This window comes from Microbacterium ureisolvens, assembly GCF_019511645.1.
GTDB classification, from domain to species: domain Bacteria; phylum Actinomycetota; class Actinomycetes; order Actinomycetales; family Microbacteriaceae; genus Microbacterium; species Microbacterium ureisolvens_A.
In genome coordinates, this window is record NZ_JAEUAX010000001.1 from 801,237 (window position 1) to 827,473 (window position 26,237).

Here is a 26,237-nt window from a genome sequence, read left to right on the forward strand (position 1 = left end):
GCCGCTATCGTTCTGTCTGGTAGGCGCGGTTGTCGAGTCGGGTCACCGTGTTGGTCGGGTCGAAGATGCCCCCGCTGCCCTTGACCCCGCAACTCAGCTTCCCGATCTGCGGCTTCCACTCCATCGGAGTACAGGTGAACGTACCGCCATTGAGATGGATGCCGAGGTTCCCCATATACAGCTGGCCCGTCATCGTGAGTGACATCGAGTTGCTGATGCCGCAGGCGCTGTAGACCATGGTCCGAACCCCGATCGTCGCCGTGGCCGCGAACTTGTCGGATCCGGTCGAGCAGGTCGGCTTGTTGTCGCTTCCGTTGGAATCCGCGTGGACGATGAACAGCTGAGGGTCACCGGCTGCCTTGGTGATGGTGCCTGTCAGATTGAGGTCCATGCCCTTGCTGGCGGGGACGTAAAGGATGGCGTCACGAGCGAGACCCAAGTTGCCGGGCGCGACCGTGATTTCATTGGGATTTCCGCCCGTGCAACCCGTCATATCGATGAACGCACGCGTGCCGGGCACGGTGAGGACGGTCTGCAGTTCCGTTTCTGTGCAGAGGCCGGTGTACATCGTGGTGTCGGTGCTCCACGGCACGGTGCTGGTCAGCTCGATCCACGCGGTGGCATCGAAGACCTGGGCCAGAGTGGGGCTGACCGTCGGCGCGGCCTGATTCTCCAGTGTCGGGACCGCCGAACCGTCCGTTCGCTTCCACTTGGACGGATCATGGTCGACCATCGTGGCGGCCGTCTTGAAGGAGCCATTGACCACGCCCGAGCCGTTCTTGGTGGAGATGGTGCCCTTGGCGTAGACGTCGCCACCGATCTTCACGTCATTGGCGGTAAGCGCGATGGATCCCTGCAGCGACATCAGGTCGCCACCGACTTGCAGCTTGTGATTCTTCGTGTCGATCAGATCGCGAGTGTAGACACTCCCGGTGATCACGCAGTCCTTCGTGATCACCAGGCCGCCCTTCAGCACCCACAAGTCGCCCTGGATGGACACCCCATCAGCGTTGTTGCACTCGTAGTCGCCGTCATCGCGAATCACGAGGTCGCCCTGATACGTGGATTTGGTGGCCGTGAACTCGCCCTCGAAGAAGGCGAGCGTCCCTGCGGGCTGAGTCGCGGGGCCGTGATACCACGGGTACACCGCGTCGATGGTCGTCTGGGCGCCATTCGCGCCGGTTCCCGTCGACCGAATCACCACCCACTTCGTGATCGGCGACGGGCACGTGGAAGTCACGCCAGCAGCGTCAGCCCCATCGGGCCGCGCAGTGTCAGCCGTCGACGAGATCGTGTAGGAGTACTTGGGTGACGCGCCCGCCACCGAGTTGCCCGTCATCGCGACAGCGCCGCAGTCCAGCCCTGTCGCGGTGATCGATGCCTTCAACGATGCGACCGCTACATCCCGCCCAGATTCGGCCGCGATGAACGCTTCGGTGCGGTCCTTGTTAGTGACGTTCGACCCGATTGTGAAGACCACGGATGCCGCAATCGTCGCGGCGATGATGAAGCCTACAAACATCACCACCAGAACTGTCACGAGCACGGCACCGCTGTCGTCGCGAATCGGCGAGACGCGGCGAACTTCATTTGCTACCAACATCCACCGCTTCCCGTCTCCTGCACCGATCGAGGAGCTACGTCTCCGGAGAAGGCCACGGGTGCCGCCTCGGTGGTGATCTTGAAGGTGTATGAAAGTGACCCTTCGGGTGTTCGCACAAAATACGGCGTCCCACCCTGCGCGTTGATGCCCGGCTGCCATGATGGCCACGCGGTGTTCGATGTAGTCAACGTGACGGAATTCCATGTGAACTGCGCTGCCGCATCGGTGATGCGGAACCCTTGACACTTCTTGTCACCGCTAAGCGAGGTCCGAACACGAAGTACCGTGCCACTCTCGGTTACCTCAAAGAACAGTGCGTTTCTCATCGCGCGCTCGATGGTCGATGACACAAGCTGGCCGCGGTTGGTCGCCTGCGTAACGGTAGTCACCTGCTCCTGCGCTTGCCAGGAGTTGGCGAGGACGGTGGCGATTGCGACGATCACGATGACGCTGACCAGGACCGAGACGATGAGCTCGACAAAGCTAAGACCTTCGTCGTTCTTGCATGCTGCGTGCATCATGGGACGAAAATCAGGGCGGTGGTCGATGCTAGAACCCGCCCATCGCCGACAACCTCAACGGATAGAGTCGCAGTCGAGCCAGGTGCGCAGCCGCTGACCGTGGTGGTCGAGGTAGAGAGCGACACGCCGCGACCATCAGTCACCCCGGGAAGCGCCGAGATCGATGCAAGAAACGAACATGTCGGCGTCGCTCGGGCATCATCGACTATGGAGTTCATATATCGCGTTGCGGTGGCAGTGGAAGCTTGCTGCGACGAAAGTACGATTCCCTGCCAAAGCGCGGGAAGAATCGCAACCGCGACGACGCCTAAGAGGAACATCGCAATGATCACCTCAACCAGGCTGAATCCGGCAGCCCGAATGTCAAGATCTCGCATTTCCACCTCTCCAAGCTGCAGATTTCCCACCGCGTGATGGTGCCGCTTGGGGCCGGGAGTTTCCTCCCGGCCCCAGAAGCGCATTCGTTAGCAGCCGGGTCCCGCCTTGACGGGCGTACCCGAGCTTCCGATGCCAGAGGTGATCTGAGTGCTGTAAGCGGTCGCGCAGACGTCCTCGACCGCTACCGAAGTGGTAGCAGGTTGCCCGCCCACGACCAGTGTTGCGTCGTTCGTGGTGTATGCCTTGACCTCTGCCGGGTTGGAGGCGAGCCCGGCCGTCCACTGCGTTGCGGCGTTGGCAGCCGCCGCCTTGACCGCGTTCAAGCGAGCCGTCGCCTGAATGTTCGCGACAATCGGGATGGCTACGGCGACGAGGATCCCGAGGATCACAACGACGACGATGAGCTCAATGAGCGAGAAGCCACCTTCGCGGCCCTCTTCCTCGCGGCGAGCCTTCTCCGCCGCAAGATAGTTGTTAAATGTTGCACGCATGGCGCGTCTCTCCCCAGTGTGAGTTGACAGGTCAGCTCTAACCGACCGGAGCGCGCCAAATTGCGCCCGGTCTCAAACACCCCAGTAACACATCCCAGACTCTGTTAGAGCTGGGTTTGAGACACACGCGCAAAGCGTGAATCCCCTCCCGCCATAGACGCTGTCATCCGCGGGGTTGTATGTCAACGCAAGCACATGCCGTGTTCGCCTAAGAAAGCCTCAGGCATGGGTGGCACAGCCTTGCGGCCGGCCGGCGTCGTCCCGCTACTCTGTGCACATTGGGGAGACAGCGGGCTGCGGCATCCGGAGTCCGCGCGAGGGACAGGGATGTCCGATGGCGCATCCGCGCGTGCACGGTCCTGGGGCGATCCGATGACCGACGACGCGTACCCCAACGCGTTTGCGCCGCCGCCGGGCTGGCTACACGATCCGTCAACGGCGCAGACGCGCTGGTGGGATGGCTCCCGGTGGACCGATCACGTTCTGCCACCCCGACCGGGCTACGGCGCCGTGTTCGAATTGATCCCCGGCTGGGTCGAACGCTCACCTCGAAGAACGGGCCGGCGAAGGCCTCGCTCATTCTGGTCCTCGTGCAACTGCTCGGCGGTCTCACCGTGATCGCGATCGGGCTCGCGGCCGGCCGCAAGTGCTTCAGTACCTCTGGCTGTTCAGCATCCTGTCGCTGCTCGGCTTCCTCATGACGATCGCCGCGTTGTGCTCGCGATCGTCGGCACCGTGATCGCCGTGCGCAGGCCGACACGCAAGCGAGAGGCGGTGTTCGCGCTCGTGCTCACGTCGCTCGCGGTCTTGTGGCTGATCGCGAGGGCCGCCGCGTCCATCGCGACCTGCGGCGCGATCTGACGCGTCCACACCTTCTCCGTGCCGGGCAGGCACGCGTACTTGCACGCGCGCCGGTCACCGTTGATCTGATCGAATGTCGGAGGCTCCGGCTAGCTTTGACATGTGAGCATTTCATCGAACGACACCCTGCAGGAGCCGTGGATCTACGACGATCCAGAGCGGTTCCTCGCGCCGGGCGACGTGCTCGAGCCGGGCGAGCTGCCACCGCCGTTCGATCTCGCTGACATCGAGGCCAGCGGCGACGCTCACAGCGCCGCGATGAACGAACTCGAGGGCATCAATGCGCGAGCGCGAGTGCTGATCGCCGACGAGTATGCGGGCATCGCGAGTGTGCTGAGGGATGCTGCAGCCTGCCCTGACCCGTGGGTCGGCCCGGATCCGACACTCGATGCTGCCTGGCTCGATCCGCAGGGTCGATCGGTGGCAGCCGTCCGCGCGGAGCGGCGGAACATCGCCGTACGGGCGGCAGCGCTGGAACTCTCCGTGCGACTGGGGATGTCGGAGAACACGGTGCGCACCCGTGCCACCCAGGCCGACACCCTGCGCGAGCGGTGCCCGAAGATCTGGAACGCGTTCAGGTCCGGACGAGTCAACGAACGGAACGCGTCGACAGCGGCACAGCAAGCCGCGACCCTTCCCGCCCGCGCAACGGACGCCTGGGCGAAGTTCGACGAACTTCTCACGGGATCCGCGCAGACGCTCGCGCCAGGGAAGTTCCGTGTGCGGGCGAGGGTCGTGCGCGAACGCGTGCATCCCGAGCACATCGACGAGCGGCACAATCGCGCGAACGAGGAGCGAAACGTCTGGTTCCAGCCCGAGGCCGACGGAATGGCCTCCTTCACCGTGCTGGCGACCGCTGACAAGGTGATCGCCGTGCAACGTTATGCGGACGCGTATGCGCGGCAGCTTCGGGGGCAGGAAGGCGACGAGCGCACGCTCGCCCAACTTCGCACCGACATCGTGCTGGACCTCATCGCCCGAGGCAGCACCACCGAGACCGGCACCTGGAGTGCGCGAGCGTCCGTCGCGGTGACGGTGCCGGTCATGACGCTTCTCGAACGCGACGACGAACCTGCCACGCTCGATGGCTACGGTCCGATCGACACCGAGACCGCTCGCCGGCTTGCGGGTGACGCGCCCAGTTGGGTCCGGATTCTCACCCACCCCGTCACGGGCACCGTTCTCGACGTCGACCGCACCACGTATCGCGTTCCGAAGGCCCTGCGAAGGTGGCTCGAGGTGCGCGACCAGGTCTGCACCGGCCCCGGATGCATGCGATCCGCTCGGGACTGCGATGTCGACCACCGGCTCGACTGGCAGTACGGGGGAAAGACCTCCGACACCAATCTGGGTCCGCTCTGCGAACCACACCACGTACTCAAGACCAAGAGCAAATGGGCGCTCTACCGCGATGAGTTCACCGGCGCGAGATGGTGGGTGACACCGACGTCCTTGACCGTGCCGGTGGAACCGCCTCCCTTCTGACCTTTCCTCCGCTTGCGACCAACACCCGCTGCCGGGACGCAGAGCCGCGCCCCGACGATCTGTGCTTCCCGCTTGTTCAGCTCAGGATCGCGAGCGCCTGCTGCGTCGCAACGATCACCAGCCACGCCACCAGCACGATCGACACCGCAACGGCAATCCCCGACAGCAGCTTGCTCGTCCGACGCTGCGTCGCGACGATCAGGCCGCCGATCGCGAGGAAGAACGCACCCGCCGCGAAGGCCACGCTGGCCAGGCAGACCATTCCCGCGAACGTCTCATTCCAACCGCCCAGCCAGAACACGACGGCCAGCCCGCCGAGCGCGGCGACCACGATGAGCGCGATCGACGCGCGCGCCGGGATGTTCGCCGGACTCGCCTCTGGAAGCGGCGGCCGCATCTCCCCCACATACGAACTCGATACCGGCTGATAGACGATCGGCGTCGGCAGCCGATCGTCGCCCGGCGCGGGGCGCCGAGGCGTGATCTGGTCGGGGAAGCTCTCGCCCTTCGCATCCCGAGAACCGTTCGTCGCGACCTCGCCAAGCGCCGACGCACGCGGAACCGAAGCGATCGGCGGCGTCGGTGCAGGCGCAGAGGTTTCGGGCTCGGGCGCCGTCGACGGCTGATCAGCGGATGCCTCGTCCCGCTCCGCCGCGGGCGCAGCCAGTTCGGGCCCGGGCGCAGTCGACGACTGGTCAGCGGATGCCTCGTCCCGCTTCGCCGCGGGCTCGGCCAGCGAAGACGGAGCCGGCCACACCGCGGCGGCGTGCGCATCCACGGCCGCACCGGCGACTGCCGCGGGCGCCTCGCCCACGGTGTCCACCTGCGGCGGCTCGAGCGACTCCTCGCCCAGGGATGACGGGGCCGGCCAGACCGCCGGCGCGTGCGGCTCCTCGCCGAGCGAATGCGCTGGAGTCGCCCTCCCCGCACCGGGAACGGCCGACGGATCCCCAGGCGCCGCACCCGCACCCGCACCCGCACCCGCAGCATCCGACTCTGCTGCCCGCCGCGCCCGCAGCTGCGCCCGGCTCACCGGCCCGCCCGGCGTCGCGCCGGAACCACCCGCAAGGTCCGTCGCATCCGTGGCGGCAGCATCCGTCGTCACCGGACGATAGTCCTCCGTCCAGGCAGCGCCGTTCCACCACCGCAGGCGGTCAGCACTCGAAGCGTCTTCATACCAACCGGGCGGCGGTCCCCCCTGAGACCCGTCCGTCATCATGCTCCCCAGCAGAATGATTCCCCAGCGCAAACATACCGGAGCGAAGGAATCCAGAGCACCATGCGCTCAGCCGTCGAGCACCTCGATTCTCACGGTCACGGGTCCGCCGTCGACCAGGTCCTCGGCATCGCGCACGGCCTTCTTCAGCGGCAGCACATACGAACCCGTGTCTGACGAGGGGAAGATCGAAGTCGTCCATTCCGTGCTGCCGATGAGCGCACGTACCCGCACGGCGCCGAAGCCGCGGTAGGGGCGCGGGATCTCACGGATCTCCTCGCTCAACTCGGGCGGCACCGACGTGAAGAACCAGGCCGAATCCTCGCGCGCATCCCAGCGGAAGACGTCTCCGTCGAACTCGATGATCACGCCAATGAGGGTAGCGAGCGGGTCCGACGCTCGTCCCTACAGGTGCTCGCCCGGGGCCCCGCCGTGACGATCCACCAGGCGCTGCAGACAGCTCGACCACCCGTCGATGTGGTTGTCGCGCTCCTCCGAGGTGGCGAAGCCGGAGTGCCGCACGATGACGCGGGTCGCAGCATCCGCCGCGGACTGCAGCTCGATCTCGACGTCGGTGGTGTGCTCCTCCCCCGCCCATCGCCACCCGAGCCTCAGCGCACGCGGCGCTTCGAACGTGAGCACCGTGCCCTCGACCGCCATGTCGACGGGCACCGACCGCACCTCCCAGCGACCGAGCTCTCGCAGCTCGACGACCGCCGTCGTCTCGAAGCGCGGCGGCCAGAACCACTCCGACAGGCGGCCCGCGACCGTGAATTCCCGCCATGTGATATCGACGGATGCCGCGACCAGCGCCTCTTCGGTGAGCTCATGCATGCTGACACCGTACGCCGACCCTCCCCCATAGGATCGTGCGCATGCCGAACCCGCGACCTCGCGCTCCCCTCGCCACGCCGGAGCGACCCGGTCGCGACCTCTCGAAGCCACTGCCGGCGGCGCTCAGCTGGATCACGCTGATCGCCTTCTCGGCCTCGTTGACCGGCGCGTACTTCGCCCTCGGGCTCGCGTGGTGGGTGCCGGCGCTCTACGGGGCGGCAAGCGTCGTGGCGTTCGCCGCCTACGGCATCGACAAGGTGGCCGCGCGCCGCCAGGCTAACCGGATCTCAGAGCAGACCCTGCTCGTCCTCGGGCTCGTCGGCGGCTGGCCCGGGGCCCTGGTCGCGCAGCAGGTCTTTCGCCACAAGACCCGCAAGCGCTCGTTCCGCCGCGCGTTCTGGGGCACCGTCGGGGTCAACATCCTGGCGCTGGCGGCGTACGTCTCCCTCACCGCGCCCGTGCTGGGGACCTGAGCCCGACCGTCAGCGGCCGTACTCGGGCGCCCAGTCGTCGCTGTCGGGCATCCACTCGCCCGAGGCGGACGCAACGCGCGACGGCTCCGCCCGACGCCACCTGGCACCCTCGGGCCAGCTCGCCGCGAACGTCGACGCGACCCGGAACACCCGGCGCGACAGGCCCGAAAGGGTCTGCACCGGGCGTGCCGACACGGGCATGCGCAGCTGCGGGTCGTAGCGGACGCCGTCGGACGAGCGCAGCCGGATCGTCAGGTCGAGGTCGTCGTGGATGCGCGCGTTGCCGCGGTCGACCTGATCGCGCACCCGTTCCCACACCCTCGTTCGCATCGCGAAGTTGGACCCGAACACGAGCGGAATGCCCAGCCACTTCTTGATCCAGTAGTGCCCGCCGCCGATGTACCAGCGCTCGCCGAGGTAGTTCTGAACGGGCGTGCCGCCGTAGAACTCAGCGCCGCCGGTCAGCACGCCGAGCGTCGGATCCGAGACGAAGGCGCGGACGAGGCGCGCGATCCAGTCCGGGTGCGGCCGGGAGTCCGCGTCCAGGCGCGCGATGAGGTCGGCCTGCTCGAGCGCGGCATCGTAGCCGCGCGCTGCGGCCGGCCAGATGCCGATCGACGGCTCATATGCCACGACGGCGTCATGGGCGCGGGCGACGGCGGCGGAGGCATCCGTGCTGGCGTTGTCGACGACGATCACGACGTCGGGCTGATGCGTCTGCGCCGCGAGTGCGGTCAGGCACGCGTCGAGATAACCCGCGTCATTCCGGCACGGAATGACCACGGCGACGCGAGGGGCGAGGGGCACAAGCGACACCATACTCCCGGCGTGTCGGACGCCGGCGATACCCTGCCGACATGGACGGACTGCGTTTCGCTCCTGCCAATGAGGCCTCGTGGGACGATCTGCAGGCCATCCTCACCGGCGCCGCAGGGCGGTGCCAGTGCCAGCGACAGCGCCTGGGCGACCACGACTGGTGGTACATGCCCGAAGCGGAACGCGCCGCCATCCTCCGCGCCGAGACGCACTGCGACGACCCGCGCGCCACGGAGACGATCGGCATCGTCGCCTACCAGGACGACGAGCCGGTGGCGTGGTGCGCGGTCGACCGGCGCGGAGTCTACGGACGCGTGCGAGGCTCGCCTGTCCCATGGCAGGGGCGCGACGAAGACCCCGACGACGAGTCGATCTGGGCGATCGCGTGCGTCGTCGTGCGCAAAGGCCATCGCGGTCAGGGACTCACGTACCCGCTCATCGCGGCGGCGGCCGAGCACGCCCGTGCGCGCGGCGCGTCGGCGGTCGAGGGGTATCCGATGCTGACCGGCGGCGGGAAGGTCATCTGGGACGAACTGAGCGTCGGGCCGGTCGGCCCGTTCCTCGCAGCGGGGTTCAGCGAGGTCACTCATCCGACGAAGCGACGTCTCGTCATGCGGCTCGACTTCTGAAACGAATCAGCGGGCGTCACCGAAAACTCCCTCTTGAGACCGCTCCCACGGTTGGTTACAGTCCGGTAAGTAAGCGGCAGTTCCGCCGCTCCCCACCTCAACGGAGAGGACTTTCCATGCCCGCCCCCGTTTCCCCTACCGCAGTGCCGCGCGCCCGATCAGGCCGACGTGCCCGGGCGGTGCGCATCGGCACCGTGGTGACCAGCACCGCGCTCGTCGCGAGCGCCCTGCTGGCAACGCCCGCAGTCGCCGCGCCACCGCGTGCCGTCGACCCCTTCAACCCGGACTTCGGCCCCCACGTCACGATCTACTCCCCCGACACCCCGGTCGCCGAGATCCAGGCGGACCTCGATGCGCTGCATGCCCAGCAGGTCGACGCCGAGATGAGCACCGCCCGGCAGGCGGTCTACTTCCTGCCCGGTCAGTACGGCTCGACGGCTGATCCGCTGCAGGTCAAGGTCGGCTACTACACCGAGGTCGCGGGCCTCGGCGCGTCGCCCGAGGACGTCACCGTCCACGGCGCGGTGGAGGTCTACAACCGCTGCCTGGCCGACGGCGGCACCGGCAACTGCCTCGCGCTCGTGAACTTCTGGCGCACGATCTCGAACCTGTCGATCGACATCGACAAGGCGGGCCAGGACGGCTGCCGTGCGAGCGCGGAGTTCTGGGCCGTCTCGCAGGCGGTGTCGATGCGACGCCTCGACATCTCGGGCGGCAACCTGTCGCTCATGGACTACTGCACCGCCGGACCGCAGTACGCCAGCGGAGGGTTCATCGCCGACTCGCGTCTTCCGTACGTCATCAACGGCTCCCAGCAGCAGTGGCTGATCCGCAACAGCGAGGTCGCCGGCTGGTCGAACGCCGTCTGGAACCAGGTCTTCTCGGGCGTCGTGGGCGCACCGGACGACGCCGGCTTCCCCGACCCGCCGTACACGACGATCGACGAGACGCCGCTCAGCCGCGAGAAGCCCTACCTCTACGTCGACGACGAGGGCCGCTACAACGTCCGCGTGCCCGCCGCGCAGCGCGACACGAGCGGGATCAGCTGGGGCGCGGGTGAGACCGCAGGGCGCAGCATCCCGATCACCGACTTCTACATCGCGACCCCGTCGGACTCGGTGAAGGACATCAACAACGCCCTCGCGCGCGGCCGGCTCCTCATCCTCACGCCGGGCATCTATGACGTCGCCCAGTCGATCGAGGTGAAGCGCGCGAACACCGTCGTCCTCGGCCTCGGACACGCGACGCTCACCGCGGTGAACGGCGCGGTGCCGCTCGAGGTGAAGGATGCCGAGGGCATCGTCGTCGCGGGCGTCACGATCGACGCGGGCGAGACCCTCTCGCCGGTACTGCTGCGCGTGGGCGCAGCGGACAGCGACAAGGTGCTCGACCCGGCCGACCCGATCACACTTAGCGACGTGTACTTCCGCGTCGGCGGCCCGCACATCGGCAAGACCACGACCGCGCTCGAGGTCAACGCCGACGACGTGCTCATCGACCACACCTGGGTGTGGCGCGGCGACCACGGCGTCGAGGGCTTCGACCCCGCGGACGGCGTCAACGGCGACAACGAGCGCTGGGCGACCAACACCGGCACCAACGGCGTCATCGTGAACGGCGACGACGTGACCGCGACGGGCCTGTTCGTCGAGCACTTCCAGACGTACAACACGCTCTGGAACGGCGAGAACGGCCGGGTCATCCTGTATCAGAACGAGCTGCCCTACGACCCGCCGACCCAGGCGGACTGGACCCAGCCCGACGGCACGCTCGGCTACCCCGGCTACAAGGTGGGCGACCACGTGAAGAGCCACGAGCTCGACGGCGCCGGCGTGTACGTGTTCAACCAGAACAACCCGTCGATCATCACGGCGAACGGGTTCGAGGTGCCTGAGACGCCGGGCGTCAGGCTGCACCACATCATGACGGTGAACCTGTCGGCCGGCACGGTCCAGCACGTCGTGAACGGCGTCGGCGGCCAGGCCGACAGCACCAACATCGGAACCCCGCAGTTCGTGGTGGACTACCCCACCCCGTAAGACCCCCCGGAAGCGGATGCCTCGGCCCGGCGATCGCGCCGGGTCGAGGCATCCGTGATTCAGAGCAGCGAGCTCACCAGAGCGGGTGGATCACCGCGCGGAGGTCGCGGTCGTAGACGTCGTGCACGGCCCGGTCGAACGCCGCCAGGTCGAAGCCGCCCTTGTCGACGGCATCGTCGAGCAGGGCGGCAGCGGCGGCGTTGGAGCGGGCCTGCGACACGTTGCGGGCACCGGGGATGACGCTCGTGACACCCGGGCGGGAGGCGATCCAGGCGAGCGTGGCCGCAGGCAGCGATACACCGGCGGGCAGGGCTTCGGAGAGCTCGTCCGCGGCGCGGATGCCGGTCTCGAAGTCGACGCCCGAGAACGTCTCGCCCCGGTCGAACGCCTCGCCGTGGCGGTTGTACGTGCGGTGGTCGTCGGCGGCGAACGTCGTCTGCGCGGTGTACTTGCCCGACAGCAGGCCCGACGCGAGAGGCACGCGCGCGAAGATCGCGACACCGGCCGCCTCGGCGGCCGGCAGAACGTCGTCGAGCGGCTTGAGGCGGAAGGGATTGAAGATGATCTGCACGTTGGTCACGTTCGGGCGGGCGATCGCGGCGAGTGCCTGCGCCGTCGTCTCGACCGAGACGCCGTAGGCCGCGATCGCCCCGTCGGCGACGAGCGCGTCGAGGGCGTCGTACGTGGCGTCGTCCTCGATGACCGCGGTCGGCGGGCAGTGCAGCTGCACGAGGTCGAGCGTGTCGACGCCCAGGTTCGCCCGGGACCGCTCGGTCCACGCGCGGAAGTTCTCGGGTGTGTAGTTCTCGGGTTCCTGCGCGAGGCGCCGCCCCATCTTCGTCGCGACAGTGATGCCGTGGCCGGGCCTGGCGGCGAGGAACCGGCCGATGAGGGACTCGCTCCGCCCGTCGCCGTAGACATCGGCGGTGTCGAAGAGGGTGACGCCTTCGTCGACGGATGCTGCGAGCACCGCGGTCGCGTCCTCCTCCGTCACCGCGCCCCAGTCGGCGCCGAGCTGCCAGGTTCCGAGGCCGATCGCCGAGACCGAGCGTCCGGTCCGGCCGAGTGCGCGCTGCTGCATGAGGATCCTCCGCATCGAGGGGTGGGGTCGGGTTCCAGCATCCCACGGATGCCCTAACCCCGACGCGGGTCAGGACGCAAGGCCGATAGAACGGCACGGGGCGACGTCTATGGTGGCTGGCGGACCGAGGAGGTGCCGATGAGCTCGCAGGAGACCCCGCCCCTTTCCCGCGCCGTCTCGTACACAGCGCGACTCGCCCAGCAGCCGAGGCTGCTGCTGGCCGTCAAGACGTCGCTCGCGGCTGTGCTGGCGTGGTACCTCGCGCCACTCATCCCCTTCCTCGACGACCAGTACTCGTACTATGCGCCGCTCGGCGCACTCGTCACGATGTACCCGACCGTCGCGCGCTCGGCCAGGGTCGGCTTTCAGGTGCTGATCGGCCTCGCCGTGGGCATCGTGCTGGGCCTGTCGGGTGTGGCCGCGCTGCGTCTCGGTGTGCCGGGCGGCGTCGTGCTGGGCACGGTGATCGGCGTAGGCGTGCTGCTGGGCGGGATTCGGCTGCTCGGGGACGGCGGGGACTGGGCACCCCTGGCCGCGCTGTTCGTACTTCTCATCGGGGGCGCCACCGACCCCGAGGAGTTCTCGGTCGCATACCTCGGAACGACGGCGTTCGGTGTGATCGTCGGCATCGCCGTCAACCTCATCGTCGTGCCGCCGCTGTACCTGCGCAGGGCGAGCGAACGACTCTCGGCGCTGCGGGACACCGTCACGCGGGTGCTCGACGACGCCGCAGATGCCGTGGCCGAACAGCGCATCCGCGCCGACCGGTTCGAGCCGGCGCTGCGTACCCTCGCCGAGTCCCGCGAGACCGTCACCGCCGAGGTAGACGAAGCAGAGGAGAGCGCTCGCGCGAATCCGCGTCGCCGCCGCCACCACGGCGAGCGCGAGGAGAACTCACGACGCATGGCGGCGCTCGACCGCACCGCCTTCCTCACGCAAGAGCTCATCGACCTTCTGCTGGAGTTGCACGCAGCCGACGACGCCTCGCTCGCGGACGATGTGCGCGACGAGCTCGCCGGCGCGATCAGGAGGACCGCCGACCTCGTCGCGACCCCGCTCGGCGATCCGGATGCGCCGCGGCGCCTGCGGGAGGCGGGCGAAGCGCTCGCGTACTATCAGCGGGCGGTCGGCACGCCGCGGCCGGGAACACGATCCGGCATCGCGACGGGCGCGGCGCTCGAGCTCTGCCTGCGGCGCATCATCGATGTGTCCCGCCCCTTCGTATGACGCGGGCGCCTGGCGCGGTGCGTCACGGGTTGACGATGACCGGGGTTCCCAGCGGGAGTTCGGAGAGCTTCGTGATCGCCGACGGGTCGACGCGGAGGCATCCGTTCGAGATCGGGCCAGACCGGTCGTCGTGGTAGTGGAAGGCCGTGACCGCGACATCCGCTCCCCCGAAGCCGTCCAGAGCAGGCGACTGCACCGACAGATAGACGATGGGGTGGCCACGCGTGTACGCGTATTCGGGCACGACGCGGGTCGTCATGATGAACGCGCGGCCGAGCGGGGTCGGCGTGCGATCGGTGCCCCACGCGAAGTCCGACGCGATGCGCTCGGGCACGCCGGAACGCAGGATGTCGATGGTGCGGCCCGAAATGCTCACGACGACACTGGTGTCGGTCGGTGCCAGATCGACGTCGCTCTTGCGCATCCACCCCGTCGTCTGCGCTGGATTGCCCTGCGAAGGCACCGCCTGGCGCCCCGTGAGCAGCACCTTGACCCAGTTCTCCTGCTCCTCGACCACGGGGACCGAAGTGCCGTCGTACGAGTACTCGCGCGGAAGGTAGGCAACCGGCTCGGACGTGGGATCGGCCCAGACGGGGGCGCCGATCCCCTTCGCGACCGCGCGCACGGGGAGCGGGGCGGTGAAGGCCGCGTCATCGACCGGAAGCGCGGCGATGACCGCGAAGACGTTGACCTGCGGGAGGGCCGAGACGTCGTACGACGCGGTGTTGGCAGCGAAACCCGCTGGGGTCGGGGTGGGTGTCGGCGTCGGAGTGGGGGTGGGCGTCGGCCTTGCTGCGGCTGCGGCGGTCGCCGTGGTGGTCGGCCCCGGCGTGGGGTCCTCCGACGGCGGCCGCAGCAGCAGAGCAGCGGCGACTCCGGCGGCGAGGATGATCGCGGCGAGAGCGATGAGGGCCCAGACCCACAGTCGTCGCCTCGACGGCAGGCGCTCGTCACTCGGCGGCACGGCAGGCTCGTCCGCCGCCGGCCCGTCGGTCTCGGCATCCCCCATTTCCCCATCGTCGGTGTCGATGACGGATGCCGCAACCCGCCGCCGCTCGTTAACCTGGGCCCGTGAGCAGTCAGGGTGCCCCGGAGCGGCCGATACAGGTTCTCGGGATCATCGGCGCCGGGCGCGTGGGCCAGGTTCTCGCACGGCTGGCGCGCGCGGCCGGCTACCGGGTGCTCATCGCCGGATCGGGCGACCCGGCGCGCATCGCGGGGACGATCGAGGCCGTGGCTCCAGGCGCGGTCGCGGCCGAGGCATCCGTCGTCGCACGCGACGCTGACGCGATCGTGCTCGCCCTGCCGCTCCCCCAGCTCCACACGCTGCCGTCGGAGGCGCTGCGGGGGAAGCTCGTGATCGACGCCATGAACTACTGGTGGGAGGTGGACGGACTGCGGGCCGACTTCGGCGACCTGCGCACGACGACGAGCGAGACGGTGCAGCGGTTCCTGCCTGACTCGCGGATCGTCAAGGCGTTCAACCACATGGGCTACCGCGACCTCGACGAACAGGCCCGTCCGGCGGGGACGGCGGGGCGCAAGGCGATCGCGGTGGCCGGCGACTCGGCGGCGGAGGTCGACGTCGTGATGCGACTCGTCGACGATCTGGGCTTCGACCCGGTCTTCGCGGGGCCGCTGTCGGCGGGGGTCATGCTCGAGCCCGGTGCCGAGGCGTTCGGCGCCGACGTCGATGCGGATCGACTGCGGGAGATGCTCGCGCGGTTCCCCACCTCGCAGCGCGGGATCGTGGTGGCCCGCGCGCGGGGCCGGGCCGCGCGGTGACCCGGGCGGTGAGCGAGCAGGCGACCATCGCGTCGAAACCCCTCAGCGCGGTGTCGACACCTTTCCGAGCAGCACATCGACGGCCGTCGCGAGGATGATCGTCGCGACGTAGACCACGAGGTCGCGGGCATCGAAGACGGTGCCGAGCACCAGCATCACGGGCGGGAACTGCGCTCCCCACGCCAGCGGGAGGCCGGTCAGCTGGAACAGCTCGACGCCGACGCACCACGCGGCGGCGATCGCGCCCGCAGCGATCGCGGTCAGGCGCGGCGCGAGCAGCACCACTGCGACGTATGCCGCCACGGCGTAGAGCGCGTCGCCGGCGATGTCGGTCGCAGCCGTATCCGGCAGCAGCGCGTACACGACCAGCCCGGCGGCGACCGTGGCGGCCAGCAGCACCGCCGCCACGGTCCGCCGTCTGCGCGTGAGCCCCATGTGCCCAGTCTCGCGCACCCGGGGACGCAGCCCCGCCGGAGACGTCAGATGCGAGCGTGACCCGCCGGCTCGAGGTGGAAGTCGTTCGACGGCGATCCGTCGGGGCGAGGGGTCTCCTGGAAGACGAACTCCAGCCCCCGCTCGTCGAACGCGCGGAACCACTCGTCCCAGCTGACCTGTCGCAGATCTTCGAGGTCGTTGCCGAAGTCGAAGTCCAGCCGGAGCTCCCCGACGTTTCCGCCGTGCTCAGTGCCCTCGACGGTCGCCGGCATCGCGTGGCGATCCGCGGCCCACTGGCGGATCACGTCGTGATCGGTCGTCGCGGTGTGCGCGGCGGGCTCGTGCGCAGCTGCCTCGCTCGACTCACCCGCGTCGTACCGCGCTGCGTCCGTGCGGGCAGCCGCTTCGCGATCGGCGTTCTCCCGCGACATGTCGGTCTGGGCATAGTTCTGCCGAGCGTCGGCCTGCGTGCCGGCTCGGGGATCCGCCGCCTCCCGCTCGCGCTGCTCACGGCGTGTGGCCCCGATCGGCTCCTCGGCGCGCGCGTTCTGCTCCGGGGTGTCCATGCGGTCTGTGTGGTCGTTCATGACCATCCTCCTTCTGGGGTCCTTCCAGCCTGCGGCGGGCAGAACGCCTCGTGGAGGGGCTTGTCACCACGCAACGTGCGCGCTAGCACTCACTTCCGGGCGGCCTCGATCCGCGCGGCCATGAGGGTGACGAGCTCGTACACGACGTGGCTCGCCGCGATGCCGGTGAGCTGTGCGTGGTCGTACGCGGGCGACACCTCGACGACGTCCGCGCCCACGACGTTCATGTCGCTCAGGGCACGCAGCATCCGGAGCAGCTCCCTGCTCGTCATGCCGCCGGCCTCAGGGGTGCCGGTGCCCGGTGCGTGCGCGGGGTCGAGCACGTCGATGTCGATGGAGATGTACAGCGGCGTGTCGCCCACGCGGCGACGCACCCGCTCGATCGCCGCCTCGATGCCGCGCTCCTCGATGTCGACGCTCGACACGATCGAGAAGCCGAGGCGCGCGTCGTCGTCGAGGTCCTGCTTGGAGTACAGCGGACCGCGAGTGCCGACGTGGCAGCTCGCAGTGAGGTCGATGAGCCCCTCCTCGCTCGCGCGGCGGAACGGTGTGCCGTGCGTGATCGGGGCGCCGAAGTAGGTGTCCCACGTGTCGAGGTGGGCGTCGAAGTGCAGCACCGCGACCGGGCCGTGTTTCTTGTTCACCGCGCGCAGGAGCGGCAGCGCGATGGTGTGGTCGCCGCCGACGGTGACGATGCGGTCGACCCGCTCGCCGAGCGCCGCGGCAGCCGTCTCGATGTCGGCGACGGCCTCGCCGATGTCGAAGGGGTTCGCGGGGATGTCGCCCGCATCCACCACCTGAGCCGCCGCGAACGGCGAGACATCCTGGGCGGGGTTGTACGGACGCAGCAGCCGCGACGACTCGCGCACGTGCGAAGGACCGAAGCGAGCGCCGGGCCGGTAGCTCACGCCGGCGTCGAACGGTATCCCCACGATCGCGATGTCGGCCCGCGGCACCTCCTCGATGCGCGGCAGCCGTGCGAACGTGGCGATGCCGGCGTAGCGCGGGTGGACGGAGGCGTCGACGGGGCCGACGGGCTCGTGGTTCTCGGTCATGACTCATCTCTCGGGGTGGAGGCTTCGGTCTCGGGATGCCGCGCCCGGGCGTCTTGCGGAATGTGCACGAGCTGCACGCCGCCGGCGGAGACCGCCTCGGTCAGTGCGCGCGCGATGTCGTCGGGCGTCTGGGCGCGCCGACCGGTCGCACCGAACGCGTTCGCGAGGGCGACCCAGTCGGGCTGCACGAGGTCGACACCGACGGGGCGGATCCCGCGATCCACCTCGTTCTGCTTGATCTCGGCGTATCCGCCGTTGTCGACGCAGACGACGGTGAGGTCGAGTCGCTGCTCGAGGGCGGTCGCGAGCTCGTTGACGCAGAACATGAGCGCTCCGTCGCCGACGACGGCGACGACGGGCCGGCCGCCCTCGGCGGGCTGCGCGACGCGGGCGCCGATCGCGGCGGGAAGGCCGTAGCCGAGCGTGGCGTACGTCGGGGTGTAGAGGAGGGAGTGCGGGCGGGACTGGCACAGCACGTTGGCGAGCGCCATGTAGATGATCTGCGACGAGTCGCCGGCGACGATCGCGTCGGGCGGGAGGGCAGTCGCGATCGCCTCGGCGAGGGCAACGGTCTCGGGAAGGATCGCGGCGGTCTCCGCGGCGATCGCGGCACGCTCGGCCGTGAGATCACGGGCGCGGCGCGGCTCGTCGGGAAGCGCCGCGAGGAGGCCTTCGACGACGGCGGCGCAGTCCCCCACGATGCCGACGGCTGCGTCGAGGTTCTTGTGCAGCTGCGCGGCGGAGATGTCGACGCGGATGACAGCACCGCGCGCCTCGAGCCGGGGCGCCCACAGCTCGGCCTCGCCGAGCTTGGAGCCGAGCACGAGCAGCACATCGGCGTCCTCGGCGACCCGGCGTGCGGCCTCGAGGCGCAGGTTCGAGCCCAGCGACAGCGGATGGTGCTCGTCGACGGTGGCCTTGCCGTTGAGGGTCGTGACGACCGGCGCACCCAGCCCCTCGGCGAGCGCCGTGATCGCCCGGCCGGCGCGCGTGGCACCGCCCCCGGCGACGATCACTGGTCGCGCAGCATCCATCAGCCGTTCCGCGGCCTCGCGCACGGCCGCCGCCTCTCCGCGAGCAGGCGCGGGAAGCGGACGCGCCTCCCGGTCCGCCGCCGGCACGTCGGCCGGCGCCTCGAGGATGTCCAGCGGGATCTCGATGTGCACCGGCCGCGGACGCCCCGTGCGAAACAGCGAGAACGCGTCGTGCACGGCCTCGACCGCTTCCGTCGCACTCGTCACGCGACGCGACCACTCCGCGATGGCGCCGACCATCGCCGTCGCGTCCTTCGTCTCATGCAGCGTGCCGACGTCGCGGAACTCCGCGCCGATCGCGACGCCGGGCGAGACCACCAGCAGGGGCCGCGACTCGCAGAAGGCGGTGCCGATGGCGCTCATCGCGTTCTGCAGGCCCGGTCCCGACGTCGTGATGACCACCCCGGGCAACCCGGTCTGCCGCGCCCAGCCGTCGGCGCCGTAGCCCGAGCCCTGCTCGTGGCGGTTCGTCACGGCCCGGATGCCGAGCTCGGCCAGCGGCCGGTAGAGCTCGAGGTTGTGCGTGCCCGGGATGCCGAACACCGCAGTCACCCCGTAATTGCGGACGGTCTCGAGGACCGCCCGGCCCGTCGTGTCGGCGTACTGCTCCGCGATGTCGCTCATGTCGTCAGCGCCTCGACACGTGCGGTGACGTACCGGCGCTCGCCGCCGACCCACGTCTCGAGCACCTGGATCTGCGAGATCTCGCTCGCATCCACGCCGAGCGGGTCCGCCCCGAGCACAGCGAAGTCGGCGTACTTGCCGGCTTCGAGCGACCCCAGGTCGTCTTCGCGGCCGAGCGAGACGGCGCCTTCGTACGTGTGGGCCCGGAGCGCGGCGCTCGCCGAAACGCGAAGGCTGTCGGGACCGAGCCTATGCCCGCGCCGCGTCACGCGCGTGACCGCCGTCTGGATCGCCTCGAGCGGAACGGGCTCGGCCACCGGCGCGTCCGAGGAGATCGTGATCGGCACCCCCGCCGCCACGAACTCGCCGAGCGGGTTGAACCGCTCCCCCGGCGTGCCGATCGCCTGCTCGACGCCCTCGCCCCAGTTGAAGTAGTGCTGGGTCTGGTTGACGGGACGGATGCCGGCTGCCGCCATGCGCTGGATCTGCTCCCGTGTCGGCAGTCCGCAGTGCTCGATGCGGTGGCGCGCGTCGTCGTCCGGCCGCTCGGCGAGCGCCGCCTCGATCGCCGACACGACCATGTCGATCGCCGTCGGCGACTGCGCGTGGGTGGCGGTCTGGAGTCCGGCGGCGTGCGCCTTGCGGATGAGCTCGGCGTACTCCGCGGGCTCGTGGTACAGCTGGCCGGTGCGGCACGGGTCGCCGACGTAGCCGTCGGGGAAGTACGCGGTCCAACCGCCGAGCGTGCCGTCCGCGTAGAGCTTTATGCCGGCGAAGCTCAGGTGGGCGTTGCCGAACTGGCCGACGAGCCCCATCTCGAGCGCCTCGTCGAGCAGGTGCGACAGCAGGTACATCGACACCCGCAGCTCCAGGCGCCCGGCTTCGGCGAGCCGCAGGTACATGTCGAACTCGCGGCGCGAGACCTGCGCGTCGCCGATCGTCGTGACTCCCCCGGCGAGGAAGCGCTGGGTCGCGGCATCCAACTGGCGAAGGTGCTCGTCCGGCTCGTCGGCGAGGTGGAAGTTCGGGCCATGGTGGCCGATCTTCACGCCGTGCACGCCCGTGAGCATGTTGCACGCGGCATCCGAGATCTCACCGGTCAGCTCGCCGTCTGCGTCGCGGAAGATCTCGCCGCCCTCGGGGTTCGGGGTGTCGCGGTCGACGCCGTTGAGCGCGAACGTGTACGAATTCACGACCCCGCCATGGCCCGACGCGTTCATGAGGTACACCTCGCGGTCCCGCGCCACCTCGTCGAGTTCGAACCGGGTGGGATGCCGCTGCTCGGTGAGGTTGCGGTGCTCGTAGCCGTACCCCCGCACCGGGCGGCCCGCGGGCAGCTCGGCGGCCGCAGCCTTCAGAAGCTCCACGATCTCGCCGATGCTGCCCGCCTTCTCGGGACCGCAGTCCACCCAGGTCATGAGCTGGCCATACATGAGCGGGTGGGCGTGCGCGTCGACGAAGCCGGGCACGATCACCGCGTCGCCGAGATCGACGACCTCGGGGTCGAGCCGGAGGGCAGCGGCAGCATCCCGGCATTCGTCCGCCGTGCCGATGGCGACGATCCGCCCGCGGTCGGTCAGCATCGCGTCAGCGGTGCTTCCCTGCGCGTCGACGGTGTGGATCCGGGCGGCGATCACCAGACGCGGCGTCTGCTGCGCGGAGCGGTCGAAGGGCGCGAGCTTTCTCATGGCGTCGGATCTCCTCAGGCGGTGCGGGCCGTGGTGGTGTCGGTGCGCGGAGTGAAGGAGTCCGTCACGGGCGCCTCGTCGGAGTGCTGCGGCGCGAGCCACGTGCAGAGGCCGGCGAGCAGGGCCATTCCGACGAACATGAAGATGACCGACCAGACACTGCCCGTCCACCCGATGAGCATGGTCGCGAACCAGGGTGAGAAACCGGCCCAGATCGCAGCTCCCACGCCGTACGACAGGGCGATCGACGTGTAGCGCGCCTGCGGGCGGAACATCTGCGCGAGGATCGCGGCGATCGGCGCATAGGTGGCGCTCATCGCGATGCGCACCAGCGACGCCAGCAGGAAGATGACGGGCTCGACCTTGCCGGGCAGCACCAGCATGAACGGCACGAACGTGAGCACCGAGGTCACGAGGCCGATGTACATGATGTTCTTGCGGCCCCACTTGTCGCCCAGCCACGCGACCGGCAGCGTCACGAGGAACTCGATGAACGAGGCGATCGTCATCGCATCGAGGATGAGCTGGGGGCTCATGCTGATCGGCTCGCCCGTCGCGTACGCCGTGGCGAACGTGGTGGCGAGGTAGTAGCCGCCGGTCGAGATCGGCAGCAGGCCGATGCCGAGAAGGATCGGCTTCCAGTTGACGCGCAGGGCGAACGCGAGCGGCATGGTCTGCTTGCGGCCCTCGACCTTCTGCTCGAAGACGGGCGACTCCTCGACGCGGTACCGCACCCAGAAGCCGACCCCGACGAGCACGATCGACAGCAGGAACGGGATACGCCATCCGCCGTCCATGATGAAGTCCTCGCCGAAGCGCGACATGATCGCGAAGATGCCCGAGGCCAGCAGCGCGCCGGCCGGGTTGCCCAGTTGAGTGAAGCCGCCGTAGAAGGTCTTCTTGCCGGCCGGCGCGTGCTCGACGCTCATCAGCACCGCGCCGCCCCACTCGCCGCCGACCGCGAGGCCCTGCAGGGCGCGCAGCAGGATCAGCAGGATCGGCGCCACGATGCCGATCGCCTCGTAGGTGGGCAGGCACCCGACCAGCACGGTGGACACGCCCATCAGCAGCAGCGTGATGACGAGCGACACGCGACGGCCGAGCTTGTCGCCGATGTGGCCGAAGATGATGCCGCCGAGCGGGCGGACGAGGAAGGCTACCGCGAAGGTCGCGAACGCCGCGGCCGTCTGGGCGAGCGGGTCGCCGCTCGGGAAGAAGAGCGGTCCGAACACGAGGGCGGCGGCTGTCGCGTAGACGTAGAAGTCGTACCACTCGATGGTGGTTCCCACGAAGGCGGCGATGCCGGCGCGCCGCGCCCTGCTGGTGGTGGAAGTCATGACCGCTCCTTTGCGGATGTATCGGGGATGCGATGAAGGCTAGGGACGATGGATGCTTCCGGCAAGGGCATAACTCCAGTTGCAGGCGCCATCCACTAGCTTTCTGTCACCTCACCGAGCAGAATCACGTCCGACGTCTTGTTGGTATGGCTCTAGACTCGGATTCTGCACCCAGCCACGTGCGTTCTCAGGAAAATCGACGAATTCGAGGATCGCGATGGATTTCGACGCCGAGCTCATCCGCGAGCTGCAGGTCGACGGCCGTGCCAGCATCCACACGCTGGCGGGGCGGCTCGGCCAGTCGCGCGCCGCCGTCTCGACACGGCTGAACGCGATGCTGACCGACGGCACGGTGCGGGTCGTCGCGGCGGTCGACCCGGTGTTCCTCGGCCAGCACGTGCTCGCGCACGTGTCGATCCGCACGCAGGGCGGCGTCGAGCCCGTGGCGCAGCACCTGCGAGGCCTGAGTGAGACGGTGCTCGTCTCGGCCGTCGGCGGCGCGTACGACCTGGTGACTGAGGTGCGGCTGGGATCGATGCCGGCGCTGCACGACCTGCTCGCGCAGATCCGGGCGCTTGCCGGTGTGGCCGACATCAACACGCTCATCTACACCGACGTCGTCAAGGGCTTCTTCGTGTCGGACTACCACGGCGACATCACCATCGACGCGATCGACACCGCGCTCATCGAGCAGCTGCAGCGGGACGGCCGCACGAGCTACCGCGCGCTGGGCGAAGCCGTGCGACTCTCCCCCTCGGCCGTGACGACGCGCGTGCAGCGGCTCGTCGACGGCGGAGTGATCAAGATCAGCGCCGTCGAGGCGCGCGGACTGGTACACCGCCAGCTGTCGATGGGCGTCGGCCTCAACCTCGCCGACGCCGACGACCGCGTGACCGAGGCGTTGCGCACCTGGCGGGGCGTGGACTTCGCCGCGCGCACCCTGGGTCGCTTCGATGTGGTCACGACGCTCGTCGAGCCGTCTGCCGGAGCGCTCTACGCGAGCCTCGAACGGATCCGCGCGATCCCGGGCGTCTCGGGCGTCGAGGCATGGTTCCACCTCGCGGTGCTCAAGGAGGATTACGCCCGCACGCTCCGGCCGGCGGGCGGCGGCATCCCGCAGCCGCTGGGGTCGATCACCGGATGAGGGAGCCCCCCGGATCCTCCTCAGGTCGGGCGGCGAGCGCGGCGATCAGAGTGCGCTCGACCATCGCCCGCGGCATGCGCGGGACCTCGGTGGCCAACGTGCCGAACGTCGCCGGGTCCCAGTCGAGCTCGAGAGCCGCGTTGACCGCGAGGAGCACGTCGACGAAGCGCTCGACGCCCCCGAGCGGAAGCATCCCGCTCAGGAGCCTCGCTCCCCGCACGGCGCGCTGCGAGGTGCCGATGAGCTTGACCGCACCGCGGGCGTTGATGCTGAACTCCCCCGGGCAGTACTCGCCAGGCACGTCGCCGACACGGGCGTCCACGCCGAGCCGCCGCATCGCCACGACGAGGGCGTCGCCGATCTCGCGGAAGAACCGCGCCTGGTCGATCGAGCCCTCGTCCTCGCGCGTGATCACGTCGAACACGACGCAGCTCTCGTCGTATGCCACCGCGCGGCCACCCGTCGGGCGGACGGCGGGGGTGAAGCCGCGCCCGATCGCGGCGCGCCGGGCGATCTCGAATCCCGGCATCCTGCTCTCACGGCGGCTCATCGCCACGGTCGGCACCGGCGTGTACACGCGCACCACCCGGCGCTGCGCGATCACGCCGTCGGCGACGGCGCGCAGGAGCTCGACGGATCGCGCGAGGTCGGTCGCAGCATCCGCTCGCTCCTCCTGCCGGATGACGAGCGCCGCTGCGTCGGGCGCGAGCGGATCGAACGGGGTCATGCGCCCACACTCTCACGCGGAACCGACGTTCGGGCGGGCTCACTCCGGGTCGTTGCCGGTGTCCCGCCCGAGCCGGAAGGGCGTCGTGACGCCGGTGTACGCGACGTGGGTCATGAGGCCCTCGGCGGCGTGCGGGAGATTGTGGCAGTGGTCCATCCAGACGCCCGGGTTGTCCGCGACGAACGCGACCTCGAACGACTCGCCATGCGCGACATCCAGGGAGTCCACCCACCACGGGCTGCCCGACGACGGCACGCCGTCTCGCGACAGGACGAGCAGGTGGTGCCCGTGCAGATGCATCGGATGACCCTCGCCGCTGCTGTTGGAGATCGTCATCACGACGACGTCGCCCTCGTCGACCATGTACATCGGCACGCCGGCGCCCAGCCCGCCGTTGATCGTCCACCAGTAGCCCGGGCGTCCGTCGAGGAAGCCGGGGAGGCGGCCGATGTCGTAGGCGAAGCGCCGATCGGCGCTCGCCGGATCGATTCCGGCGGGAGCAGGCTCCCCGTAGGAGAGCAGATCGAGCCGGTCCCTCGGCGCCGGCGCCTCGTCGGCGAGCGCGCCGTTCGGGCCGAGGACGAGAGAGGCGCCGGGCACCTGGACGCGGACCGCGCCGCTGTCGGGGACCCTCACCTCGACGTCCGCGCGACCGCCCGCGGTCACCGGCACGCTCCGATCGGCGACGACGGCCGGACCGACCAGGTCGTGGCCGTCGACCGCCAGCACGCGGAAAGACGAACCCGTCACCATGCGCTCGTCGGCGTCGAGTCTGTGTTGATGAGACGCACCCGGACGACGTCGCCCGGGGCGGCCTCCTGGTGAGACTCGCCGAGCACTCCGTTGATCGTGCGCTGGCCGCCGGGGTAGGTGTGGATCGCTGCCACGGCGTCGACGGCGGTCGGGTTCCCGGCCACGGCGGTGGCAGCATCCGTCTCCGGCGCAGGATCGAGGATCAGCGTCCCGAAGAGGCCGCCGACGACCTGCGGGTGAGAAGCCTGGTGCGCGTGATACCAGAACGTGCCGATCTGGTCGGCGACGAAGCGGTAGGTGAAGCTCTGTCCGGGCATGACGGCGTCCTGTGTGACGCCCGCGACGCCGTCCATCGCGTTGGGGACGTCGACCCCGTGCCAGTGCGCGGTGACACCGGCCGGCACGTCCTCGTTGCGCAGCACGACCTCGACCAGCTGCCCACCGTTCGCCCGGATCGTCGGACCCGGCGTGCTGCCGTTGAGCGTGAATCCGTCGAACGGCTCGCCACCGGCGGGCGTGACGCGCTCGGCCCGCGCGATGAGCTCGACGTGGACGTCGGCAGGGCGGTCGGGATCGACGGTCAGGTCGGGAACGCTCGTCTGTCCGGCCACGGGCACGTTCGCCGCGGGATCGGTTCCGGCAGTGCCTGCGTGCCCGTGCACCGCCGCGTGGGCTTCCGCTCCGGGCCCGCCACCGAAGTCCGCAACGCCCATGTCGAGGGCGGAGTACGAGCCGGGCAGCACGCTGGCCCACCACAACCAGGCGACGAGCCCGATCGCGACGAGGCCGAGGACCGCTCCGAGCCGGCGGGCGAACCACGCCCACCGGCTCTTCGCGGACGCGGTCCTAGGCGGGAGCACCGGCTGCGGTGGGCGCCGCGATCGCGTCGGCCTGAGCCGCGACGCGGCGCTTCGAGGCGTTGAGCCCGGCGAGGAGCGCGGTCGTGAACAGCAGCAGCGCGTTGATGCCGTGCAGGAAGCCGAGGAGCGGAATGCCGTGGCCGAACAGCCCGAGCGTGACCTGCAGGATGACCAGGCCGAACACGCCGCCCGCGAACGCGACGCCGCGCGGGATCTTCGCGAAGAACGACACGATCAGCAGGATCAGCGCCAGGGACGGGATGACGAACATGCCGTTCATGCCGTGGATCATGAAGCCCATGACCTCGGGGAACGGGGGCGGGCCCTCCTGCGCGGACGCATCGACGACACCGCCCTCGGCGATGTACAGGCCGAGTCCGGCAGAGGCCCACGCGTGCGAAGCCGCCTGCAGCGCGACGAGTGCGCAGATGGTGAACGAGAGGATGCGATAGGTGATGCGCATGACTGACTCCTTGGTGTCGGTTCAACGACACGAGAGCGCGCGCGACGCGTTCTGATACGTTCACCCGCCGACGGCGAACAGCTGAAGTTGG

29 protein-coding genes are annotated in these 26,237 nt (G+C 69.4%); 9 read left to right on the plus strand and 20 right to left on the minus strand.

Translation table 11 applies throughout. The features are described 5' to 3' along the window. Window positions 1-4: 4 nt before the first annotated feature. The 4 genes from JNB61_RS03830 to JNB61_RS03845 are packed head-to-tail and all read right to left on the minus strand — an operon-like array spanning window position 5 to window position 2,993. Window positions 5-1,603 (minus strand): hypothetical protein, encoded by a 1,599-nt coding sequence (locus JNB61_RS03830; RefSeq protein ID WP_220338766.1) that lies wholly within the window; start codon window positions 1,601-1,603, stop codon window positions 5-7. Beyond that, the gene (locus JNB61_RS03835) at window positions 1,594-2,124 is read right to left on the minus strand and encodes a hypothetical protein (RefSeq protein ID WP_220338767.1); all 531 of its coding nucleotides are present in this window, start codon (window positions 2,122-2,124) and stop codon (window positions 1,594-1,596) included. Before JNB61_RS03835 ends, JNB61_RS03830 begins: the two co-directional genes overlap by 10 nt. Continuing rightward, window positions 2,121-2,531 carry a type IV pilus modification PilV family protein gene (locus tag JNB61_RS03840; protein ID WP_220338768.1) on the minus strand — a complete coding sequence of 137 codons (411 nt, stop codon included), beginning with the start codon at window positions 2,529-2,531 and terminating at the stop codon, window positions 2,121-2,123. Before JNB61_RS03840 ends, JNB61_RS03835 begins: the two co-directional genes overlap by 4 nt. A gap of 57 nt (window positions 2,532-2,588) precedes the next feature. Continuing rightward, the gene (locus JNB61_RS03845) at window positions 2,589-2,993 is read right to left on the minus strand and encodes a prepilin-type N-terminal cleavage/methylation domain-containing protein (protein ID WP_220338769.1); all 405 of its coding nucleotides are present in this window, start codon (window positions 2,991-2,993) and stop codon (window positions 2,589-2,591) included. 372 nt (window positions 2,994-3,365) lie between these two features. On the opposite strand from JNB61_RS03845, the gene JNB61_RS20625 reads away from it, so the two are divergent. The 3 genes from JNB61_RS20625 (at window position 3,366) to JNB61_RS03860 (ending at window position 5,339) form a co-directional block, all read left to right on the plus strand. Next, the gene (locus JNB61_RS20625; RefSeq protein ID WP_220338770.1) at window positions 3,366-3,611 is read left to right on the plus strand and encodes a DUF2510 domain-containing protein; all 246 of its coding nucleotides are present in this window, start codon (window positions 3,366-3,368) and stop codon (window positions 3,609-3,611) included. 96 nt (window positions 3,612-3,707) lie between these two features. Beyond that, window positions 3,708-3,854 (plus strand): hypothetical protein, encoded by a 147-nt coding sequence (locus JNB61_RS03855; RefSeq protein ID WP_220338771.1) that lies wholly within the window; start codon window positions 3,708-3,710, stop codon window positions 3,852-3,854. A 102-nt stretch (window positions 3,855-3,956) separates the two neighbouring features. Further along, entirely contained in the window at window positions 3,957-5,339 is a 1,383-nt protein-coding gene (locus JNB61_RS03860; protein ID WP_220338772.1) for an HNH endonuclease signature motif containing protein, read from the plus strand. A 76-nt stretch (window positions 5,340-5,415) separates the two neighbouring features. Here JNB61_RS03860 and JNB61_RS03865 read toward each other — a convergent pair whose 3' ends face one another. The 3 genes from JNB61_RS03865 to JNB61_RS03875 all read right to left on the minus strand — a co-directional run bounded on the left by JNB61_RS03865 (window position 5,416) and on the right by JNB61_RS03875 (window position 7,389). Then, window positions 5,416-6,558 (minus strand): DUF2510 domain-containing protein, encoded by a 1,143-nt coding sequence (locus JNB61_RS03865; RefSeq protein ID WP_308291195.1) that lies wholly within the window; start codon window positions 6,556-6,558, stop codon window positions 5,416-5,418. A gap of 66 nt (window positions 6,559-6,624) precedes the next feature. Next, window positions 6,625-6,924: a DUF1905 domain-containing protein gene (locus JNB61_RS03870; RefSeq protein WP_220338773.1), complete on the minus strand. Its 300-nt coding sequence runs from the start codon at window positions 6,922-6,924 to the stop codon at window positions 6,625-6,627. A gap of 36 nt (window positions 6,925-6,960) precedes the next feature. Continuing rightward, window positions 6,961-7,389, minus strand: a complete 429-nt coding sequence (locus JNB61_RS03875) for an SRPBCC family protein (RefSeq protein WP_220338774.1) — start codon at window positions 7,387-7,389, stop codon at window positions 6,961-6,963. A gap of 41 nt (window positions 7,390-7,430) precedes the next feature. Here JNB61_RS03875 and JNB61_RS03880 point away from each other — a divergent pair, with 41 nt between their 5' ends. Further along, window positions 7,431-7,862 (plus strand): DUF1294 domain-containing protein, encoded by a 432-nt coding sequence (locus tag JNB61_RS03880; protein WP_220289288.1) that lies wholly within the window; start codon window positions 7,431-7,433, stop codon window positions 7,860-7,862. Window positions 7,863-7,871: 9 nt separating this feature from the next. Here JNB61_RS03880 and JNB61_RS03885 read toward each other — a convergent pair whose 3' ends face one another. Then, the gene (locus JNB61_RS03885) at window positions 7,872-8,669 is read right to left on the minus strand and encodes a glycosyltransferase family 2 protein (protein WP_308291196.1); all 798 of its coding nucleotides are present in this window, start codon (window positions 8,667-8,669) and stop codon (window positions 7,872-7,874) included. Window positions 8,670-8,719: 50 nt separating this feature from the next. Here JNB61_RS03885 and JNB61_RS03890 point away from each other — a divergent pair, with 50 nt between their 5' ends. Together JNB61_RS03890 and JNB61_RS03895 are read left to right on the plus strand one after the other, a co-directional pair. Further along, the gene (locus JNB61_RS03890) at window positions 8,720-9,307 is read left to right on the plus strand and encodes a GNAT family N-acetyltransferase (protein ID WP_159844778.1); all 588 of its coding nucleotides are present in this window, start codon (window positions 8,720-8,722) and stop codon (window positions 9,305-9,307) included. A 116-nt stretch (window positions 9,308-9,423) separates the two neighbouring features. Beyond that, window positions 9,424-11,346, plus strand: coding sequence for a glycoside hydrolase family 55 protein (locus JNB61_RS03895; protein WP_220338775.1), 1,923 nt, complete (start codon window positions 9,424-9,426; stop codon window positions 11,344-11,346). A 73-nt stretch (window positions 11,347-11,419) separates the two neighbouring features. Here the strand turns inward: JNB61_RS03895 and JNB61_RS03900 are convergent, their stop codons facing one another. Further along, window positions 11,420-12,427: an aldo/keto reductase gene (locus JNB61_RS03900; RefSeq protein ID WP_220338776.1), complete on the minus strand. Its 1,008-nt coding sequence runs from the start codon at window positions 12,425-12,427 to the stop codon at window positions 11,420-11,422. 138 nt (window positions 12,428-12,565) lie between these two features. On the opposite strand from JNB61_RS03900, the gene JNB61_RS03905 reads away from it, so the two are divergent. Next, window positions 12,566-13,654 (plus strand): FUSC family protein, encoded by a 1,089-nt coding sequence (locus JNB61_RS03905; protein WP_220338777.1) that lies wholly within the window; start codon window positions 12,566-12,568, stop codon window positions 13,652-13,654. 22 nt (window positions 13,655-13,676) lie between these two features. Here JNB61_RS03905 and JNB61_RS03910 read toward each other — a convergent pair whose 3' ends face one another. Continuing rightward, entirely contained in the window at window positions 13,677-14,663 is a 987-nt protein-coding gene (locus JNB61_RS03910) for a L,D-transpeptidase (RefSeq protein WP_223214567.1), read from the minus strand. Between the two features lie 62 nt (window positions 14,664-14,725). On the opposite strand from JNB61_RS03910, the gene JNB61_RS03915 reads away from it, so the two are divergent. Continuing rightward, window positions 14,726-15,439, plus strand: coding sequence for an NADPH-dependent F420 reductase (locus tag JNB61_RS03915; RefSeq protein WP_220338778.1), 714 nt, complete (start codon window positions 14,726-14,728; stop codon window positions 15,437-15,439). A 42-nt stretch (window positions 15,440-15,481) separates the two neighbouring features. Here JNB61_RS03915 and JNB61_RS03920 read toward each other — a convergent pair whose 3' ends face one another. The 6 genes from JNB61_RS03920 to JNB61_RS03945 all read right to left on the minus strand — a co-directional run bounded on the left by JNB61_RS03920 (window position 15,482) and on the right by JNB61_RS03945 (window position 22,199). Then, complete coding sequence (locus tag JNB61_RS03920; RefSeq protein ID WP_220338779.1) at window positions 15,482-15,874, minus strand: DUF2809 domain-containing protein; 393 nt, start codon at window positions 15,872-15,874, stop codon at window positions 15,482-15,484. Between the two features lie 44 nt (window positions 15,875-15,918). Continuing rightward, window positions 15,919-16,461, minus strand: a complete 543-nt coding sequence (locus JNB61_RS03925; RefSeq protein ID WP_220338780.1) for a hypothetical protein — start codon at window positions 16,459-16,461, stop codon at window positions 15,919-15,921. A gap of 89 nt (window positions 16,462-16,550) precedes the next feature. Beyond that, entirely contained in the window at window positions 16,551-17,516 is a 966-nt protein-coding gene (gene speB, locus JNB61_RS03930; RefSeq protein ID WP_220338781.1) for an agmatinase, read from the minus strand. Further along, a complete protein-coding gene (locus tag JNB61_RS03935) occupies window positions 17,513-19,174 on the minus strand; it encodes a thiamine pyrophosphate-binding protein (RefSeq protein WP_220338782.1) in 1,662 nt (553 codons plus the stop codon). Before JNB61_RS03935 ends, speB begins: the two co-directional genes overlap by 4 nt. Beyond that, window positions 19,171-20,862 (minus strand): amidohydrolase, encoded by a 1,692-nt coding sequence (locus JNB61_RS03940; RefSeq protein ID WP_220338783.1) that lies wholly within the window; start codon window positions 20,860-20,862, stop codon window positions 19,171-19,173. The genes JNB61_RS03935 and JNB61_RS03940 overlap by 4 nt, the downstream gene beginning before the upstream one ends. A 14-nt stretch (window positions 20,863-20,876) precedes the next feature. Beyond that, window positions 20,877-22,199: an MFS transporter gene (locus tag JNB61_RS03945; RefSeq protein ID WP_220338784.1), complete on the minus strand. Its 1,323-nt coding sequence runs from the start codon at window positions 22,197-22,199 to the stop codon at window positions 20,877-20,879. Window positions 22,200-22,416: 217 nt separating this feature from the next. Between JNB61_RS03945 and JNB61_RS03950 the strand changes: the two genes are divergently transcribed. Beyond that, on the plus strand, window positions 22,417-23,343 hold the full coding sequence (locus tag JNB61_RS03950) for an Lrp/AsnC family transcriptional regulator (RefSeq protein ID WP_220338785.1): 927 nt from the start codon (window positions 22,417-22,419) through the stop codon (window positions 23,341-23,343). Here JNB61_RS03950 and JNB61_RS03955 read toward each other — a convergent pair. Genes JNB61_RS03955 through JNB61_RS03970 form a run of 4 tightly spaced genes read right to left on the minus strand, consistent with a single transcriptional unit; the run spans window position 23,333 to window position 26,146 of the window. After that, window positions 23,333-24,070, minus strand: coding sequence for a lipoate--protein ligase family protein (locus JNB61_RS03955; RefSeq protein WP_220338786.1), 738 nt, complete (start codon window positions 24,068-24,070; stop codon window positions 23,333-23,335). The genes JNB61_RS03950 and JNB61_RS03955 overlap by 11 nt on opposite strands. Before the next feature lie 39 nt (window positions 24,071-24,109). Beyond that, entirely contained in the window at window positions 24,110-24,820 is a 711-nt protein-coding gene (locus JNB61_RS20435; RefSeq protein ID WP_220338787.1) for a multicopper oxidase domain-containing protein, read from the minus strand. Next, a complete protein-coding gene (locus tag JNB61_RS03965; protein ID WP_220338788.1) occupies window positions 24,817-25,683 on the minus strand; it encodes a multicopper oxidase domain-containing protein in 867 nt (288 codons plus the stop codon). Before JNB61_RS03965 ends, JNB61_RS20435 begins: the two co-directional genes overlap by 4 nt. Next, window positions 25,670-26,146 (minus strand): DUF6220 domain-containing protein, encoded by a 477-nt coding sequence (locus JNB61_RS03970; protein WP_220338789.1) that lies wholly within the window; start codon window positions 26,144-26,146, stop codon window positions 25,670-25,672. The genes JNB61_RS03965 and JNB61_RS03970 overlap by 14 nt, the downstream gene beginning before the upstream one ends. Window positions 26,147-26,237: the final 91 nt, after the last annotated feature.